Origin of the sequence: Haliea sp. E1-2-M8, assembly GCF_030649675.1 — a bacterium.
In the GTDB taxonomy this organism is placed as follows: Bacteria; Pseudomonadota; Gammaproteobacteria; order Pseudomonadales; family Halieaceae; genus Haliea.
This window is the reverse complement of sequence record NZ_JAUTDR010000022.1, coordinates 54,698-70,652: the sequence shown is the minus strand read 5'-3', so window position 1 is coordinate 70,652 and position 15,955 is coordinate 54,698. Positions and strand designations below refer to the sequence as shown.

The window sequence follows — 15,955 nt, the reverse complement described above, 5'->3', positions numbered from 1 at the left end:
TCCAGTTTACGGAGACCCACGGTGGCCGCCACTCCACCGTGAAGATTTACACCACTCATGGGGACACTACCGCTAAACGCCGGGAGCCTGTGCAGTATCATCAGCGTTAAGCATGTGAGTTCTAACGGCGAATTGGTACGTCCAAACCCGGCACGTTTCATCTTGAATGGCCGGACTGGCAGCCTCGTGCCGTGCATTCGCGCTGGCCCTGTCCTCCGCCGGCAGGTGCTGTAGCCGAGAGTACCCGTTCGGGGTTATTGCGCCCTGGCCGAGCCGATAGCACGATTGGCCCAGACCGAATCAAACCACTGCGGGAATTGAACATGCCAAAAACTGTCTCCGATCTTGTCAATTTCGCCACCAGCAACGCGGCTACCGAGTATTACCCCACACCTGCCGAGCGGCTCGTCAAGGGGCACCCGGAGCAGCACAACACCCTGCACTTCGAGGCCGACGACCGATTTTTCGCTGGCGAGTGGGGCGCGGAGCCCGGCTGCTGGCGGGTGCAGTACACCGAGAACGAGTACTTTCACATCCTCTCCGGACGGTCGATTCTGCGCGACCTGGAGGGCAATGAAATGCAGCTGGCGCCTGGCGACAAGGTCTGTGTCCCCGCCGGCTTTGAAGGCGAGTGGGAAGTGCTGGAGCCCACCCGCAAAATCTACGTGGTTTACGAGAATCCCGCCGATTGACGGGGGTAGCTTCGTTGATGCTCGCAGAAGGGCATCAGATGGTTCAAGGAACGGTGCGGGCGTTAGCTGTCATGATCCGGGCTACCACGATGTCGCTGAGGCCTCTTGATGGTGATACTATAGTGGCACTTTGAAGGAGGGTAGCCCATGAAAGTTGAGCTGGTAACTAATCTGAAGCGGAAAGCGACCAAGATCCTGGCTGACCTGCATGAGAGCAAAGAGGCGGTACTGATAACTGAACACGGCCAGCCATCAGCCTACCTGGTCGATGTTCAGGATTATGAATTCATGCAGCGCAGATTGGCGCTGCTGGAAGAGTTGTCCAAGGGAGAGCGGGCAATTTTGGAGGGTAGGACTACCTCCCATGGCAAGGCCAGGGAGCGGATGCAGAAGTGGCTGAAATAACATGGACAGACCCGGCACTGGACCAGTTGGAGGCGATTGCGGAGTATATTGCTCTGGACAAGCCTGACGCGGCTTCGAACCTTGTAAGGCAGATCTTCTCTGCAGTAGAGCGGCTCGAGCAATTTCCTGACTCCGGCCATACCCCACCAGAGCTGCCTAATTCAATCTACCGGGGACTCTATGTCAGACCTTGCCGTGTTTTCTACCGTCACGACGATGCTGCCGTTTTTATTGTTCACGTCATGAGAGAGGAAAGGCAACTCCGTAAGTTTCTTTTAGACGTTGAGTTGGACAGCTAACAATCGATTACACGTGATCGCGTAGTTCCCTCGGTCTGCGGCTTACACAGGGAGCAGCCAAGACCCGCGTATTGCATCGTAGCGGCTGTTGCCGCGGGTAAACGCCTGCTGCGTGCGTGCCTGTGGCTTCCACTACGCCGGCAAAGTCTGCACCAGCGCGAGGCGACTTCGGCGCATTGAGGCCGTTGAGCAGGCGCCTCCGGCGCAGCCCTGGACTCGCTTGAACCCAGCCAATAAAGCTCCTAGTCTGTTACAGGTACATAGCGATCAAGCCACGCATCCCTTGATAGCGGAGCCGGTATGAAGTCTGTTTCCAGCACAGGGTTCGCGCTGTTCGGCGCAGCGCTGATCGCGATCAGTTACGGGCTCGCGCGCTTCGCTTTTGGTCTGTTCGTGCCGCCTATACGCGCCGAGCTGCAACTGACGCCGGACGTTATCGGTATCATCGGCGCGCTGCCGCTCATCAGTTTCTTGCTGGCCACGCTGGTGGCGCCGTTCGCCGCCGATCGCCTCGGTGCCCGCAACACGGCGGCGCTGTCCGGCGCTTTTGGTGTCGGTGGTCTGGCGCTGATCAGCCAGGCCACTGGCGCGCAATCCCTTGGCCTGGGTGTTTTCGCCTGTGGCATCTGCACCGGCCTGATGATGCCGGCCCTTACCGCCGCGATGCAGGCGCTGGTGGAACGCTCGCTGCACGGGCGCGTGAGTGCGGTCATGAATGCGGGGACCAGTATTGGCGTATTCGTTGCCGTGCCGGCGGTGCTGTTCCTGGCCAGTGCCTGGCGTTTTGCCTACATCTCCTTTGCCGTGCTGGCGGCCATCGGGGTGCTGGCCGCGTGGTATTTCATTCCCTCGGTGTCGCGGATCACGCCGTCGAATGCCGCCCCGGCACCTCCGATCAGCATACTGCAATGGTCGCGTCTGTTCAGGGTCTCGTTGTTTGCATTCGTCATGGGCTTCGTCTCCTCCGCCTACTGGATCTTCGCGCCCGATCTGGCGGTCACTCTGGGTGCCTTGCCGCCCGGCGCGACGGGGTGGTTGTGGCTGGCGGTTGGCATCGCTGGCCTCGGCGGTGCCGTGGTGGCCGACCTGGCCGATCGCAACAACCCGGCCATCACCCACGCGCTGATGCTGATGATGTTGTCCGCGAGCCTGGCACTGCTCGCCGCCAGCCCGGGTCAGCTGCTGCTCGCGGCATTTTCCGCGCTGGTCTTTGGCCTCGGCTACATGAGCCTGACCGGGCTCTATCTGATGACCAGCATCCGCCTGTTGCCGGGCCGGCTGTCCATGGGGCCGGTCCTGCCATTCATGGCTGTCGCACTCGGGCAGGCAACCGGCTCGCCCCTGGTCGGCCTGCTGGTGAAGGAATTCGGCTACGCCGATGCCTTTGCCATGTTCTCCGCGATCGGCATTCTGGTGGCACTCCTGTCGCCACTGTACCCGCGCTACATCGACTTTGGGGCTGACGACGTGGCTGAGGTCCCGACCGGCCTGCAGGCGGCGTTCGATCACCAGCTCCGGGGCGAGGATGGCGCGCCATTGCCACCGTTCATCGAGGAAGCGGAAGTCCTGTAGCTGAGAGCACAAAAACCAGGGCGACCGGGGCTTCCACGATCCGGTTCCCCAATATTCCTGGGGCAATTTCCGGTATGTTTGGAGTGCTACTCACCCGTCAACGCACGTCACTGGGGCTGACGCCAAACCGTTTCTTGAATGCGCGCGAGAAGTGCGCGGGGCTGGAGAAACCGACACTGTAGCCGATAGATTCTATACTGTGGCCGCAGTAGGCCGGGTCGGCCAGCAACTGACGACTTTGTTCCAGGCGTCGGTGCAGGATGAGTGTATGCAGGGTTTCCTCTTCATCCTGGAACAACTTGTGCAGATAGCGAATGGAGATACTCTGAGCGGCTGCGATTTTGTTGTTGCAGAGCCGGGGGTCGCACAGGTTATTGTCGATATACTGCCTGATACGGCGCTTGATGGCCTCCCGCGCCAGCGAGTGCTCCCCGACCTGCTCCAGCATCACGGAGGAGCTGAAGGCCAAGGCAATCATGTTAACCAGGTTCTCAGCCAGTTCACCGGGTGCCCGCTGCACCGTGTCCAGTTCTCGCATCAGCGAAAACAGAAAGGTGCTGAGCACCGACCCCAGCCCGGAGTTGCCGGAAACTGCAATGGCGGTGTACTGCTCCGGGTTGATCAGGTGGCGCGATAATACTTCCTTGGGCATCTGGACAACGAACTGGTGGAAGGGCTCGTTAAAGGTCAGCGAGTAGGGCTCAGTGCTGTCGTACAACGCGAAGCTGCCGGGATTCAGCACTGCCTGGCGTCCACCTTGCTGGATCAACCCCTGCTGGGCCAGCTGGAAGCTGATCAGGAAGTCCTCTTCCCCGGAACGGGCGATCTGGCGACGTGAGCGGGTGACAAGCTGAGCGTCCGAGATGACTTCCGAAAAGCGCAGCTTGCCAATACCGACACCGCCGCGCAGTTCACCATGAAAGCCCTGTCTGTCACGACTCTCACAATCAAGTTTGACGAACTCGTCGCAGATAAAATCACACCAATACGAAAAGCGCTCGCCGGGCTGATGGTCGGCAGTGCGCTTGCGGTAGCCGTCGCTGATTACAGGACCCATGGGTGCGTTTACTCCTGTCCGGCAGCGCCGGTCGGCAGTGGGTAGCGGCAGTGGCGCAGCAGTCCGGTTTGCGGATGGCAGCCTATATACTCAAACTCACTGCCCTCGCGCGGCAGGACGCTGACTTCATGCCACAGACGCAGCTGCATCGTCTCGCCAAAGGTTGCCACCATCTGCATGAAGCTGTCGAAGATCGCCACATGGGTGGGGTGATCTCTGGCCCAGTTCTCGAAGGCGTGGATATCAGTAGCGTAGCCCAGCCCAAAACTCTCCTCCAGCGGCTGCCATTGCGTGTCATGTTGACCCACGAAGCGCATCGAAAAACAGCTGCTGGCGGCCGGGTTGTCGCGCAGGAAACGCATGCCCTCCAGCAACACGGGGTGCACCTGTTCAAGGTAGTAGGCTTTTTCCGCCGGGTTGCAGTGTGACCAGTTCTGGCCGGAGCGTATCACGCACATGTTCTCGGGCGCAGTGACTCGTACGCGCCGTGGGTCACTGGTGACAGTCGTGGGCAGCAGTTGATCGATGTTGGCAGTCTCGCGCAGGCAATGGCTGGCGGACAGGGGAATGCGGTCCCGGGCCCCGCCCGCATAGCCGTGTTCCAGGATAGGGCCTTCCACCCCCGCGGCGCATACTCCAGCGCCATGGGGTGTGGGCGTGGAATGCAGAGTCTCCAGGCGCTCCAGGGGGCTCAATATGATCTCGCGCCAGTAACCCACACCATCCTCTAGGCGCTGCGCGCTGTCCCACCACGCCTCGTGCTCGCGCCACCATTGCTGGTAAACAGATTCGCGCCAGTAGGCAATGTACAGAAAGTTGGTGGCACCGGCCTGGTCGCGGAAGCTGCCGCGCTCGAGTGACAGTGGTCCCAGGGCACCTTGCAACGCGTCGCGTGCCCAGGCATCCAGCTTCGCAGGGTCGTCGCCCTGCAGCCCGAAGTACGCAGAGATCAGCGGATCCGCCGGCTCCTGCCAGACTGATTGCCAGGCGGGGGCGGGCGGCTGCCAATCCGGTGGTGTGTTGTTTCTGGGCATGATCAATTCACTCCTGGATCCTGTTCCGGCTCGGAAGTATCAATAATCACCTCTTTGAACTCCGCTGTAAATTCTTCCACCGGCGGCTGTGGCTTGCAGTTGAGCAGTAGTCGGGTAACGTCGGGTCGGGAATAGTGCCCAACCGGGTCGGCAAAAGATTTGGCGATGCTGATTGCCCCCAGATCCAGCTCCGCGAGCAGCAGGCCTTCCGCATGCTCTTCCAGCGGATCGCAGAGTGGGCGTCCGTCCGGTGCATAGATCTGGGCGTGGCCGCCGCCGGCGCTGATCAGCTCCGCTTGCGCTTCGGTTTCCACCAGCATCTCGATCATCTCCGCCGAAATCACTCCGCAGGGTGCGAGTACGTAGCACTGGCCCTCCAGCGCATAGACCAGCGAAACTGCTTTGTTGGCCTCCGGTCCCAAGGCAAAGGCCTGGGGATAGCAGCTGAACGAAGGCCAGGCGGCGATGTGTACTTGCTCGTGGAGGCTGTACATTGCGTAGCGGCTCAGGGGCTGCAGATGTTCCCAGCAACAGAGCTGGCCGACGCGCCCCAGGGCCGTGTCCACTACTGCAAGGTCGCTGCCATCGCCCTCGCCGTACACGGTGCGTTCCATGTGAGTAGGCTTGAGTTTGCGCCTTGCCCGCACCAATTCACCGCGGTCGTTAAACAGCAGCTGGGCGATATACAGGGAGCCGTGGTCACGCTCGCTGATACCGGCTGAGACAAAAATGCGGTTGTCCCGCGCCGCCGCGGCCAGGCGCTGGCAGGCCGGCCCGCCTACGACCATGCTATTGGCGTGGTATTGCTGGAAGTACTTCAGATTGTGTGCGGTGGCCGACAGCCAGATCCACCAGGGATACCCGGGAAACCAGCACTCCGGAAAGGCGATAATGCTTGCACCTTGGCGAGCAGCCTGCTCGATCAGGCCGCTGGCCTTGTCGACGCAGGCATCGAGGTCCATGAATACCGGTGCGGCCTGTACCACGGCGGCCTGATAGTTCTGCATGTGATGCTCCTTGAATCGATTGATGCTGTGGCCGTTGCTCACAGAAACCGGTAGCGGGCGGTGATGCCGTATTCCCGGGGGCGATTGTAGTTGGCCTCGTGGAAACCGAGGCCGAAATTGGAATCCCCGCTTTCAATGTAGCGTTCGTCTGCGAGGTTCTTGCCAAACAGCACCAGGTCAATGCGTTCGCCGATTGAATAGCGCAGGGACGCGTTCCAGTTGTCGTAAGCGCGCTGAAACAGGAACGGCGAGTTCTGAGAATCATTGTGCACGTCGTCAGAGTAGCTGTAGTCGACCCGTAGCGCCCACTCATTGCCTGCCTGCAACCAGCTGTACTCCAGGCCCAGATTAAAGGATTGCTCGGGGGTATTGACCAGCTTGGCATTCTTGTCAATGGACAGCGACAGGCCGGGGATAGGATTAATCTCGTCGTAGCTCGCGTCGATGTAGCCGTAGCCGGCCTCCAGCAACCAGCGCTCGGTCGGCATAGCCGTCAGTTCCAGCTCGAGGCCCTTAATATCCACTGTGCCGGCGTTGGCGGTTATGGGGCCGCCCAAGCTGTCAAAAAAGGTGACCTGGACCTGGTCGTAGTCGGCATGAAAGATCGCCGCATTGAGTCGCAAGCGATCATCCGGGCTTTGCCACTTCAGCCCGAGTTCGTGGCTGTCCAGGGTTTCCGGTTCGAAGCTGCGAATTTCCGGCACAGCCTCGACGTAGCGCAGCACGAAGCCGCCGCTTTTGAATCCCTGGGAAAAGCTGTAGTAGAGCAGGGTGCCGTCATCCAGGGTCGCTTCCAGCCCCAGCTTGTAGGTGGTTTCCTCGAACGCATCGCGGGTGGAGCCGCTGCCGTTGCCCACCAGTGGCGCCAGGCCGGGGCTGAAGATACCGTCTTCGTTGACCGCGCCGGGGAAGAAAGGCAGTGGCCCCCCATCTAGATCGGCGCCGATATATTGGGTGTAATCGAAGCGCTTCTCGTCCCGGGTGTGGCGCACACCACCGGTCACCGACCAGCGGTCGTTCAGATACCAGCCCAGCTGCAGGTAGGCTGCCTCGCTGTTGTTATCCACGTCGGCGAAGTTGCTGATCACCGCCGGAAAGCCAGCGCTCAGGTCTGGAGTCGGCAGGTGCACCGGGACAAACACATTGTCGGTACCTTCTTCTTCAAAGTAGTACAGACCGGCGATATATTGCAGGCGATCGTCCAGGGCGCTGCCTGTGAGCTGCAGTTCATGGCTGAGCTGACGGTGCTCATAGTCCGGGTTCAGGGTCTCGGTGATCACTTCGGGGGAGTTGTCCGGGTCGCGGAAAAACTCGCCCTCGGTTTCCCTGAGCGCAACGGTGTACTTCAGGTCTGCGTTGCCCAGGCGCAGCGAGCTGATCAGCGAGCCACCAGTGATATCCAGCTGAGTGCCATTGCGCCCGGTGGCGAAGCTGCGGTCCCGGTCGGTCGTCACATACTGGGACAGTGCAGCGAGGCCCTGGCCCACGTCGCCGAAGTTGGCCAGGCTCCAGCCCACGGTGCCCGCGCCGGGCGTAAAGGCCACCAGGCTGGAGCCGGCGCTCTGTTCGTCGATGCGAGTGTGATCCAGGCTGAATTGGAACTCCAATGCGTCACTGGCCTCGAACACCAGGGTGCCGCGCAGTGCCAGCTGATCCTCGTTGCCCAGCTTGTCGCCGACCAGCACCCGGTCCACGTACCCGTCGCGCTGCTTGCTCGAGACTGCGAAGGTGGAACGCAGGCGCGCCGTCAGCGGGACATCGATGGAACCGCGAGCGTCGCGCCGTTCGAAGTTGCCGGCCGTGAGTTCCAGCGTGCCCTGCAGCGTATCGGCCGGCTTGCGCGAGGTAATGCTGATTGCGCCACCGATGGTATTGCGGCCGAACAGCGTGCCCTGAGGCCCGCGCAGCACCTCGATCCGCTCAACGTCCAGCACGTCTAGCACCCCGCCGGCGGAGCGGGACATGTAGACACCGTCGATATAGGTGCCTACTCCCGGGTCGGTGGTCAGACTGAAGTCGGTATTACCAATACCGCGGATAAACACCACCGCGCCGGAGGACAGGCCGCTGACCGGGGAGGTCGTGTCGAACACCAGATTCGGTGTAAAGGCGGCGACTTCCGCAATATTCTGGATGCCCTTGTCCTGAATTGCCGTGGCGGTAAAGGCGGAGACCGCAATCGGAGTATCCTGCAAACTTTCCTGACGCTTTTGGGCGGTGACGACGATTTCTTCCAGCGCCGCACCAGCGTTATTGACACCGAGACTCAAGCCGCTGGCCATGGCCATCGCCAGCGAGATGCGGACGCTGCGGGTCCGAATCCCGCAATGGTATGGTTGAAGCATGTTCCTTCCCCTGGCGTTTGTTGTGGCGGTGTCTGCCAGATACTACGCCACCGGCTGGGGAGCACCATGTCCACAAAGGCCCTGGAGCTTGTCATTTCAGGTACTGTGGCGCTGCTCGGTACGGGCACGCCCATTGACTCTGGTTGCAGGACTGCGCAAGCTTCCGTCCTGTTTCGCGTTTTCGCGGAAACGCCAGCGGGGCCCGCACCGGGCCCCGCAATCACTACACAAGGAGACCCGCCGCGTGGCCTACGATTTGACCGGCAAGATCAAGCTCATCCAGGAACCGCAAACCTTCAACAGCGGCTTTACCAAGCGCGAAATGGTGGTCATCGTCGAGGATGGCAAGTATCCGCAGGAGATCAACCTGGAATTCGTGCAGGACAAGATCGCCCTGCTGGATGGCCTGCAGCCGGGGCAGGAAGTCACGGTCACCTTCGACATTCGCGGCCGGGAATACAACGGGCGCTACTTCAACAACCTGCAGGGCTGGAAGATATCTGCGGCCGATGCCTCAACCGTACCCGCTGCGGAGTATGACAGCTACCAGCAGGGCATGCCGGGTCAGGATGGGGATCCGGGTTATGGGGATGACGATATTCCGTTCTAGGGCTGAGCGGACCGCTTACCGGTAAACATGGCGACTATGGCCCACCTTCACAACGGTCACCGTCAGCACCGAGTCACTGATCTCATAAATAATCCGATACAGGCCTTGGCGGACGCGATAGCGCTCTTGCCCGGAAAGCTTTTCGCAGCCTTTGGGCCTCGGGTCTTCCGCCAGGGCTTCCAGACGGGCGAGGATGCGTTTCAGGTCGCGTTGCGGTACCGAGCGAAGATCGCGAGCGACCGATTTCCGAAACAGCAGTTTATAGCTTGCCATGCTTCTTCAAGTCGTTGAGAAGCGTTTCATAGGTGATTTTCGGTTCATTTACCCTGTCTTCAAAAGCCGCGAGATCCTCCTGGTCTTCGGCCAGTGAGGCCCGGACGGCGTCATTAACCAGTTCAGATAGTGACTTGTTGGAGTGAGCTGCCTTCAGCCGTAAAGCGGCGTGTATGTCCCGGTCAAAGTAAATGGTGGAACGCTTGGTGGAAGTTGTCATCGGCATCCGCCTCGAAAGGTTGTCCACCAGGCACTGTAGCGTTTAAGCGCTATAGCGTCAAAACGTCAAGTTACTGGGGTAGTCGAAGCCTTAACGCTATTGACCTCCCGCCCCGATTCGCCATTTTGGGCGGTTGTGTGGCTCAGGTGACGAACCGGGCATTTGAGATCCAGCTTGTGCGGCCGCATTTCGCAAAGCACTTAAGAGGTGCCCCTTGACAGCGTTGCCTGCCGTTCGCGGCGTTTCTCCGTTTCCTCCCCTCGTCGTTCACGGTCGCCAGGCCGGCACCCACGTGCCTGCGATTGCCCGGGAGACCCTGCTCGACTCCACCCGCCTGCGCGCAGACCTCCGTGTGAAAGCGCTGTTGCTGGGGGTGACGGGGCGGTTGCTGGGTTTCGGGTTGTCCGCGAATGGGTGCCATTAACCGGCAGTCAGGCAAGCGTTAACAGCAGCCTTTTACCGATATCTCGTGCTGGCTTGACCCTATTTTGCCGGGTGGCCGAATTTGATGAAATTCGGTCCTTGGGGTGGCAGTGCGGTTTGGCTAAAATACTGGTTATACATACAGTATTGGGGCTTTGTCATGGGCATGCCAGCGATTGTGGAAGATCGGCCGCAGCGGTTAAATGGGGCGCAGCTGGGTCAGGCGATCACTCTCCATTGGGCGCAGATGAATGCAGCGAATCACCACCTGTTGCGGATGATCGCCGAGTTTGATCGCCGGGGCGATTGGCGCGAACAGGGAACGATGCGCTCCTGCGCCCACTGGCTGGTGGCCCATTGCGGCATCACCCTGGGCGCTGCGCGGGAGAAGGTGCGGGTGGCGCGGCAACTGGAAGCGCTTTCCGAGATAAACGAGGCCTTCTCGGAGGGTGGTATTTCCTATTCCAAGGTGCGCGCCATTACCCGCGTGGCCACGCCTGAGAATGAGGGGTTTATGGTGCACCTGGCGCAGCAGAACAGCGCTGGTCACCTGGAGAAGCTGGTGAGTAGATACGAACCCGTCGCGGAGCCGGGGCTGGCGGGGTTGCTGGAATGGGAGCCTGAAGAGGGTGCCGCTGCCGGCCATGCCGGCGATGCAGCCGAGAGTGACGCCACGCCGTCGCTGGATGCCGAAGCCATCCGCGAGCTGGCCCGCGAGCTCTACTGGTTTCAGGACGAGGATGGCATGTGGATCATCCATGCCAAGTTGCCACCGGAGCAGGGCCAACTCGTCATGAAGGCCCTGCAGGCCGTGGCCCGGCCGCTGGAGGAGGAGCGCAAGGAGGAGTGGCAGGCCAAGCAGAAGGCGCGCATGCAGGCGGTGGCGCGGAAGATTCTGCAGCGCAATGAAGCAAAGGCGGGTACGAACTCTGAAATCAGCGTGAGTGAGGCGTTGCCGGACCATCTTGCCTACGCGCGGGCGGAGGAAAAAATTTCCGCTGAAACTTTTTCGCAGCACATGAACCAGGTGCGTGCCGATGCACTGGTGACCATGGTGGAGCACTTTTTAGCCACGGGGCCGGACTACAAGGGCTTGCAGGGCTTGAAGGGGGCAGAGCGATGCCAGGTTGTGATGCACGTGGACATCAACACCCTGCGCGAACAGCGCTCGGGCGTGTGTTGCAGCCATGGGCGGGCGCACTTCGAGGATAAACCGTGGCTGTCGCCCGCTACCGCGCGGCGGCTGAGTTGCGATGCGTCCCTGGTCACCGTATTGGAAGACGACGCCGGCAAGGTGCTGAACGTGGGCAGAAAATCGCGGATTGTGCCTGGGCCTATTCGACGCGCCCTGCGCGAGCGGGACGGCGTGTGCCAGTATCCCGGCTGCCAGGAATCGGAGTATGTGGATGCCCACCACATCCAGCACTGGGCGGAGGGCGGAGAAACGCGGCTGGACAATCTGGTGACGCTGTGCCGATTCCACCACCGTCAGTTACATCGCGGCTGCTTTGACATTCGCCTGAACGGGGTTTCCGCGGAGATTTTGGCGCCAGAAGATTTTTAGGGGCAGTGGGTTCCATCGGACCATGACCTGTGGGTTGCCGAAGTCGAGTTGTTGGAGCCTATCGCGCGCAAGGTGCGGCCGCCGTAGGTGGGCTGGTTTTGCTGCCCCCCGGTGAATGGCTGCAGCCTCAGGGTCATACCTCTATAATCAGTCGCTCGGATCACACGGCCAGGAGGCCCACCATGACCCTGCAAGGCAAGCATGTCCTGATCACAGGCCCCACCGCGGGGATTGGCCACACCACGGCGCTCGCCCTGGCCGCACAGGGCGCCACGCTGACCCTGCTGTGCCGCAGCCCGGAGAAGGGCGCGGCGCTGGCAGGGGAGATCACGGCCGCGGGCGGTGCGGCGCCGATAGTGGTGGAGATGGACATGGCCAGCCTTGCCAGCGTGCGCCAGGCGGCGCAGGAGTGCCTGGCGCTGGGGCGCCCGATTGATGTCCTGCTCAACAATGCCGGGGTGGTGAATACCAGCCGCCGGACCACGGTGGATGGGTTCGAGGAAACCTTGGCGGTCAACCACTTCGCGCCTTTCCTGCTGACCGGGCTGTTGCTGCCTGCGATACAGGAGGTGCCCGGCGCGCGCATCGTAAACGTCGCCTCCGCGGCCCACCATTTCGTGCGCGATATGGGCTTTGATGATCTCCACGCGGAGCAGGGCTACAAGACCTTCCGCGAGTACGGCCGCTCCAAGCTGGCGAATATCCTGTTCACCCGCAGCCTCGCGCAGCGGCTGGCGGATTACCCGGTGACGGTGAACAGCCTGCATCCGGGTGCCGTATCCACCTCGCTGGGCAAGCAGAACGGCGGCCTGGTGAGCCGCGTGGTGCCCCTCCTGCTCAAGCCATTTTTCCGCTCCCCCGAGAAAGGCGCGCAGACCTCCATCTACCTGTGCAGCAGTGATGAGGTAGCGGGGGTCAGCGGGGAATACTTTGTCGACTGCAAGCCGGTGCGGCCCAAGCCCTGGGCGCGGGATGATGAGGCGGCGGCGCGGTTGTGGCGCGTTACCGAGGAGAGTGTCGGGTTCCAGTATCCGGTATGACCGACAGAGCAGCCCAGGCCCGCCGCCCTAAGCTCTGGCTCCTCTCCGCCTATCGCGCCGACAGCCACGCCGCCTGGGCGGACTGGCTGCTGGCGTCCCAGACCCAGGTGGACTGGCAGCGGCTGGAGCTGCCCGGGCGCCACTTCGCCTGGCGCATCCGCGGCAACCCCCTGTCCTGGCTGGATGCGCTGCCAGCCGAGCCGCCGGACCTGCTGCTGGCCACCTCGATGGTGGACCTGGCGACCCTGAAGGGCCTGCACCCGCACCTGGCCGGAGTGCCGGCGCGCTACTATTTCCACGAGAACCAGTTTGCCTATCCACTCAGCGACCGCCAGAGCCACTGGCTGGAGCCGCGCATGGTCCAGCTCTACGGGGGGCTGGCAGCGGACCGGCTGCTGTTCAATTCCGCCTTCAACCGCGACAGCTACCTGCGGGGCGTCGCGGAGCTCTTGGCGCAAATGCCGGATGCGGTGCCGCCCGGCATTGTAGAACGGCTAAAACAGAAGTGTGCCCTGTGTCCGGTGCCCATCGAACCAGTGCCCGCTGCGGCGGAGCGGGATCCCCAGCTGGTACTCTGGAACCACCGCTGGGAGCACGACAAGGCGCCGGAGCTATTCGCCGAGGCAATGATCGAACTGGCAGGGGAGGGTGTGCCGTTCCGGCTCGCCCTGCTGGGCAAGCGTCCGCGCCGGGTGCCGCCGGCGCTGGCGCGGCTGCGCGAGGCGCTGCCGGAGCGAATTGTCGCCGACGGCCGGCTGCCGCTGGCGGAGTATCGGGCCTTGCTGGGCCGGTCGAGCATCGCTGTCAGCACCGCGCGCCACGAGTTCCAGGGGCTGGCGATGCTGGAGGCTGCGAGCGCCGGTGCCCGGCCGCTGGTGCCGGATGCCCTGTGCTACCCGGAACAGTATCCCCCGGCCTGTCGTTACCCCGAGGGCGACCAGCAGGCCCTTGCCGTGCGCCTGCGGGATTGGCTTGCAGGTGGCCTGCCGCCCGCCGTGGATGTCTCGCCCTGGTATGCCGACCGTCTGGCGCCGCTGTGGGCGGAGGCGCTTCGTATAAACACTCATTAGTCCGGAGGTCCGTACACTGTGAAAGACACACGTAAACACTCATCCCAGGTCGTGGATGGCATCGAGAAAGCACCCGCCCGGGCCATGCTGCGTGCGGTGGGCTTTACCGACGAGGATTTCCGCAAACCGCAGATTGGTATCGCCTCCACCTGGAGCATGGTCACGCCCTGCAACATGCATATCAACGCACTCGCCGACGAGGCCTGTGCCGGTGCGGATGCGGCCGGTGCCAAGGGCGTGATATTCAACACCATCACCATTTCCGACGGCATTGCCAACGGCACGGAAGGGATGAAGTACTCGCTGGTGTCGCGGGAGATCATCGCCGACTCGATAGAGGCGGTAGGCGGCTGCGAAGGCTTTGACGGCCTGGTGGCAATCGGCGGCTGCGACAAGAACATGCCGGGCTGCATGATCGGCATCGCCCGGCTCAACCGGCCTGCGGTGTTTGTCTACGGCGGCACGATCCAGCCCGGGGCAAATCATACGGACATTATTTCGGTGTTCGAGGCGGTGGGCCAGCACGCGCGCGGTGACCTGAGCCTGCTTGAGGTGAAGCAGATCGAGGAGACCGCGATTCCCGGTCCGGGCTCCTGCGGCGGCATGTACACTGCGAATACCATGGCGTCCGCCATTGAGGCGCTGGGCATGAGCCTGCCCAACAGCTCGGCACAGGAGGCGGTGTCCCGCTCCAAGGCGGAGGACTGCCGGCGCGCGGGGGCTGCTGTGCTGGCCTTGCTGGAGCGCGACATCAAGCCCTCGGATATCATGACCCGGGAGGCTTTCGAGAATGCGATCGCCACGGTCATCGCCCTCGGCGGCTCCACCAACGCGGTGCTGCATCTGTTGGCCATGGCCCATGCGGCAGAGGTGGAACTGAGCCTCGACGACTTCGTGCGGGTGGGCGAGAAAGTGCCCGTGCTCGCGGATCTGCGGCCCAGCGGCAAGTACATGATGTCGGAGCTGATTGCCATTGGTGGCATCCAGCCATTGCTGAAAATGTTGCTGGAGCGCGGGCTGCTGCACGGCGACTGCCTCACCGTGACCGGCAACACCCTCGCCGAGAACCTGGCGGAGGTGGCACCTTACCCGGCCTCGCAGGATATCATTCGCGCCTTCGACAACCCGATCAAGCGCAACAGCCACCTGATGATCCTGCGCGGCAACCTGGCGCCCGAAGGCGCGGTGGCCAAGATTACCGGCAAGGAAGGCCTGCGTTTTGCCGGCACGGCGCGGGTGTTTCATTCCGAAGAGGAGGCTTTGCAGGCGATTCTCGACGGCCGCGTAACAAAGGGCGATGTCCTGGTGATTCGCTATGAGGGGCCCCGCGGCGGGCCCGGCATGCGCGAGATGTTGAGCCCCACCTCGGCACTCATGGGCAGGGGCCTGGGCGCCGATGTCGCCCTGATCACCGACGGCCGCTTTTCCGGTGGCAGCCACGGTTTCGTGGTCGGGCACATTACGCCGGAAGCCAGCGAGGGTGGCCCGCTCGCCATTGTCGAGGACGGCGACGGCATTTTGATTGATGCGGAAACGTCGCGCATTGACGTCCAGCTGACTGAGGCCGAGATAGCGGCGCGCCTTGCTCGCTGGCAGCCACCGCCCCCGCGCTACACTCGCGGCCTGCTGGCGAAATTCGCCAAAACCGTGGCGTCGGCATCGGAAGGCGCGGTCACTGACAAATACCTGTAAGGAAGAGCGCATGAAAAACGAGGCAGACACGCGGAGCTACCGGCTGATCAACGGGGTGTTTTATCCGGAAGAGGCCAACCAGCTGTTGATGACGCTGATAGAGGACAAGATCAGCTTTCATCAGCGCAACAACTGGAGTCGCCGGGAGCGCTTTGGTGAAACCGACCCCGCGTCGGCCAGGCGCATCAGTGAACTGCGCCAGACCAAGGGGGACATGGCCGCACTGATTGCCGAGGCCGCAGCCGCCGGCATGAAACTCACCATCAGCGGCAATATCGAGATTACCCTGACCCCGGAGTAGGGCACCGGAAATGCCGGGTTCCGCATGCTAAACCCCCGCCAGCGCGACCTGAGCTGGCAGGGGAGGGTGTGCCGTTCCGACCCGCCCTGCCGGGCGGAGGTGCTGGGCGAACCTGCTACCCCTTGGGACCCAGCAGCGCCCAGATAATCAGCCCGACTACCGGTGCCAGCAGCAGGAGCAGAATCCACAGTACTTTGGCGAGATCGCTCGCAGAACTCTTCACCACCTTGATGATGGCCCAGATAACCAATGCCAGCCAGATCAGGCCCAGCAGGCCACCTACTTCTACATTCATGGATAGCTCCTTGATCAAAGTTTCGGACCGGCGCTCCGGTCCAGTGGCCCTCGTGG

Annotated in this window: 17 protein-coding genes; 10 read left to right on the top strand and 7 right to left on the bottom strand. The window is 62.1% G+C overall.

Annotated elements, in window-relative coordinates; genetic code table 11:
• The first annotated feature begins 323 nt into the window (after positions 1-323).
• The 4 genes from Q6D67_RS16740 (at position 324) to Q6D67_RS16725 (ending at position 2,968) form a co-directional block, all read left to right on the top strand.
• On the top strand, positions 324-692 hold the full coding sequence (locus tag Q6D67_RS16740; protein WP_304706818.1) for a cupin domain-containing protein: 369 nt from the start codon (positions 324-326) through the stop codon (positions 690-692).
• Positions 693-839: 147 nt separating this feature from the next.
• Positions 840-1,097 (top strand): type II toxin-antitoxin system Phd/YefM family antitoxin, encoded by a 258-nt coding sequence (locus tag Q6D67_RS16735; protein ID WP_304706817.1) that lies wholly within the window; start codon positions 840-842, stop codon positions 1,095-1,097.
• Complete coding sequence (locus Q6D67_RS16730; protein WP_304706816.1) at positions 1,085-1,396, top strand: type II toxin-antitoxin system RelE/ParE family toxin; 312 nt, start codon at positions 1,085-1,087, stop codon at positions 1,394-1,396. Before Q6D67_RS16735 ends, Q6D67_RS16730 begins: the two co-directional genes overlap by 13 nt.
• Positions 1,397-1,696: 300 nt before the next feature.
• Positions 1,697-2,968 (top strand): nitrate/nitrite transporter, encoded by a 1,272-nt coding sequence (locus tag Q6D67_RS16725; protein WP_304706815.1) that lies wholly within the window; start codon positions 1,697-1,699, stop codon positions 2,966-2,968.
• A gap of 97 nt (positions 2,969-3,065) precedes the next feature.
• On the opposite strand, the gene Q6D67_RS16720 is transcribed toward Q6D67_RS16725, so the two are convergent.
• From Q6D67_RS16720 to Q6D67_RS16705, 4 genes are read right to left on the bottom strand one after another with little or no spacing between them, the layout of a single operon-like run.
• A complete protein-coding gene (locus Q6D67_RS16720; RefSeq protein WP_304706814.1) occupies positions 3,066-4,025 on the bottom strand; it encodes a helix-turn-helix domain-containing protein in 960 nt (319 codons plus the stop codon).
• Positions 4,026-4,033: 8 nt separating this feature from the next.
• Positions 4,034-5,059, bottom strand: a complete 1,026-nt coding sequence (locus Q6D67_RS16715) for a phenylacetaldoxime dehydratase family protein (RefSeq protein ID WP_304706813.1) — start codon at positions 5,057-5,059, stop codon at positions 4,034-4,036.
• A gap of 2 nt (positions 5,060-5,061) precedes the next feature.
• Positions 5,062-6,066, bottom strand: a complete 1,005-nt coding sequence (locus Q6D67_RS16710) for a carbon-nitrogen hydrolase family protein (protein WP_304706812.1) — start codon at positions 6,064-6,066, stop codon at positions 5,062-5,064.
• Between the two features lie 38 nt (positions 6,067-6,104).
• Entirely contained in the window at positions 6,105-8,411 is a 2,307-nt protein-coding gene (locus Q6D67_RS16705) for a TonB-dependent receptor (protein ID WP_304706811.1), read from the bottom strand.
• A gap of 244 nt (positions 8,412-8,655) precedes the next feature.
• Between Q6D67_RS16705 and Q6D67_RS16700 the strand changes: the two genes are divergently transcribed.
• Entirely contained in the window at positions 8,656-9,021 is a 366-nt protein-coding gene (locus Q6D67_RS16700) for a DUF3127 domain-containing protein (RefSeq protein ID WP_304706810.1), read from the top strand.
• Between the two features lie 15 nt (positions 9,022-9,036).
• Here the strand turns inward: Q6D67_RS16700 and Q6D67_RS16695 are convergent, their stop codons facing one another.
• Both Q6D67_RS16695 and Q6D67_RS16690 read right to left on the bottom strand, forming a co-directional pair.
• Complete coding sequence (locus Q6D67_RS16695) at positions 9,037-9,294, bottom strand: type II toxin-antitoxin system RelE/ParE family toxin (RefSeq protein ID WP_304706809.1); 258 nt, start codon at positions 9,292-9,294, stop codon at positions 9,037-9,039.
• A complete protein-coding gene (locus Q6D67_RS16690) occupies positions 9,281-9,514 on the bottom strand; it encodes a CopG family transcriptional regulator (RefSeq protein ID WP_304706808.1) in 234 nt (77 codons plus the stop codon). Before Q6D67_RS16690 ends, Q6D67_RS16695 begins: the two co-directional genes overlap by 14 nt.
• A gap of 670 nt (positions 9,515-10,184) precedes the next feature.
• Here Q6D67_RS16690 and Q6D67_RS16685 point away from each other — a divergent pair.
• From Q6D67_RS16685 to Q6D67_RS16665, 5 genes are all read left to right on the top strand, one after another.
• Positions 10,185-11,501, top strand: a complete 1,317-nt coding sequence (locus Q6D67_RS16685) for an HNH endonuclease signature motif containing protein (RefSeq protein ID WP_304706807.1) — start codon at positions 10,185-10,187, stop codon at positions 11,499-11,501.
• 182 nt (positions 11,502-11,683) lie between these two features.
• The gene (locus Q6D67_RS16680; RefSeq protein WP_304706806.1) at positions 11,684-12,541 is read left to right on the top strand and encodes an SDR family oxidoreductase; all 858 of its coding nucleotides are present in this window, start codon (positions 11,684-11,686) and stop codon (positions 12,539-12,541) included.
• Entirely contained in the window at positions 12,538-13,611 is a 1,074-nt protein-coding gene (locus Q6D67_RS16675; protein ID WP_304706805.1) for a DUF3524 domain-containing protein, read from the top strand. The genes Q6D67_RS16680 and Q6D67_RS16675 overlap by 4 nt, the downstream gene beginning before the upstream one ends.
• Before the next feature lie 18 nt (positions 13,612-13,629).
• Positions 13,630-15,303, top strand: a complete 1,674-nt coding sequence (ilvD, locus tag Q6D67_RS16670; RefSeq protein WP_304706804.1) for a dihydroxy-acid dehydratase — start codon at positions 13,630-13,632, stop codon at positions 15,301-15,303.
• 10 nt (positions 15,304-15,313) lie between these two features.
• Entirely contained in the window at positions 15,314-15,604 is a 291-nt protein-coding gene (locus tag Q6D67_RS16665) for a hypothetical protein (RefSeq protein ID WP_304706803.1), read from the top strand.
• A gap of 115 nt (positions 15,605-15,719) precedes the next feature.
• On the opposite strand, the gene Q6D67_RS16660 is transcribed toward Q6D67_RS16665, so the two are convergent.
• Complete coding sequence (locus Q6D67_RS16660) at positions 15,720-15,899, bottom strand: PLDc N-terminal domain-containing protein (RefSeq protein WP_304706802.1); 180 nt, start codon at positions 15,897-15,899, stop codon at positions 15,720-15,722.
• Between the last annotated feature and the right edge of the window lie 56 nt (positions 15,900-15,955).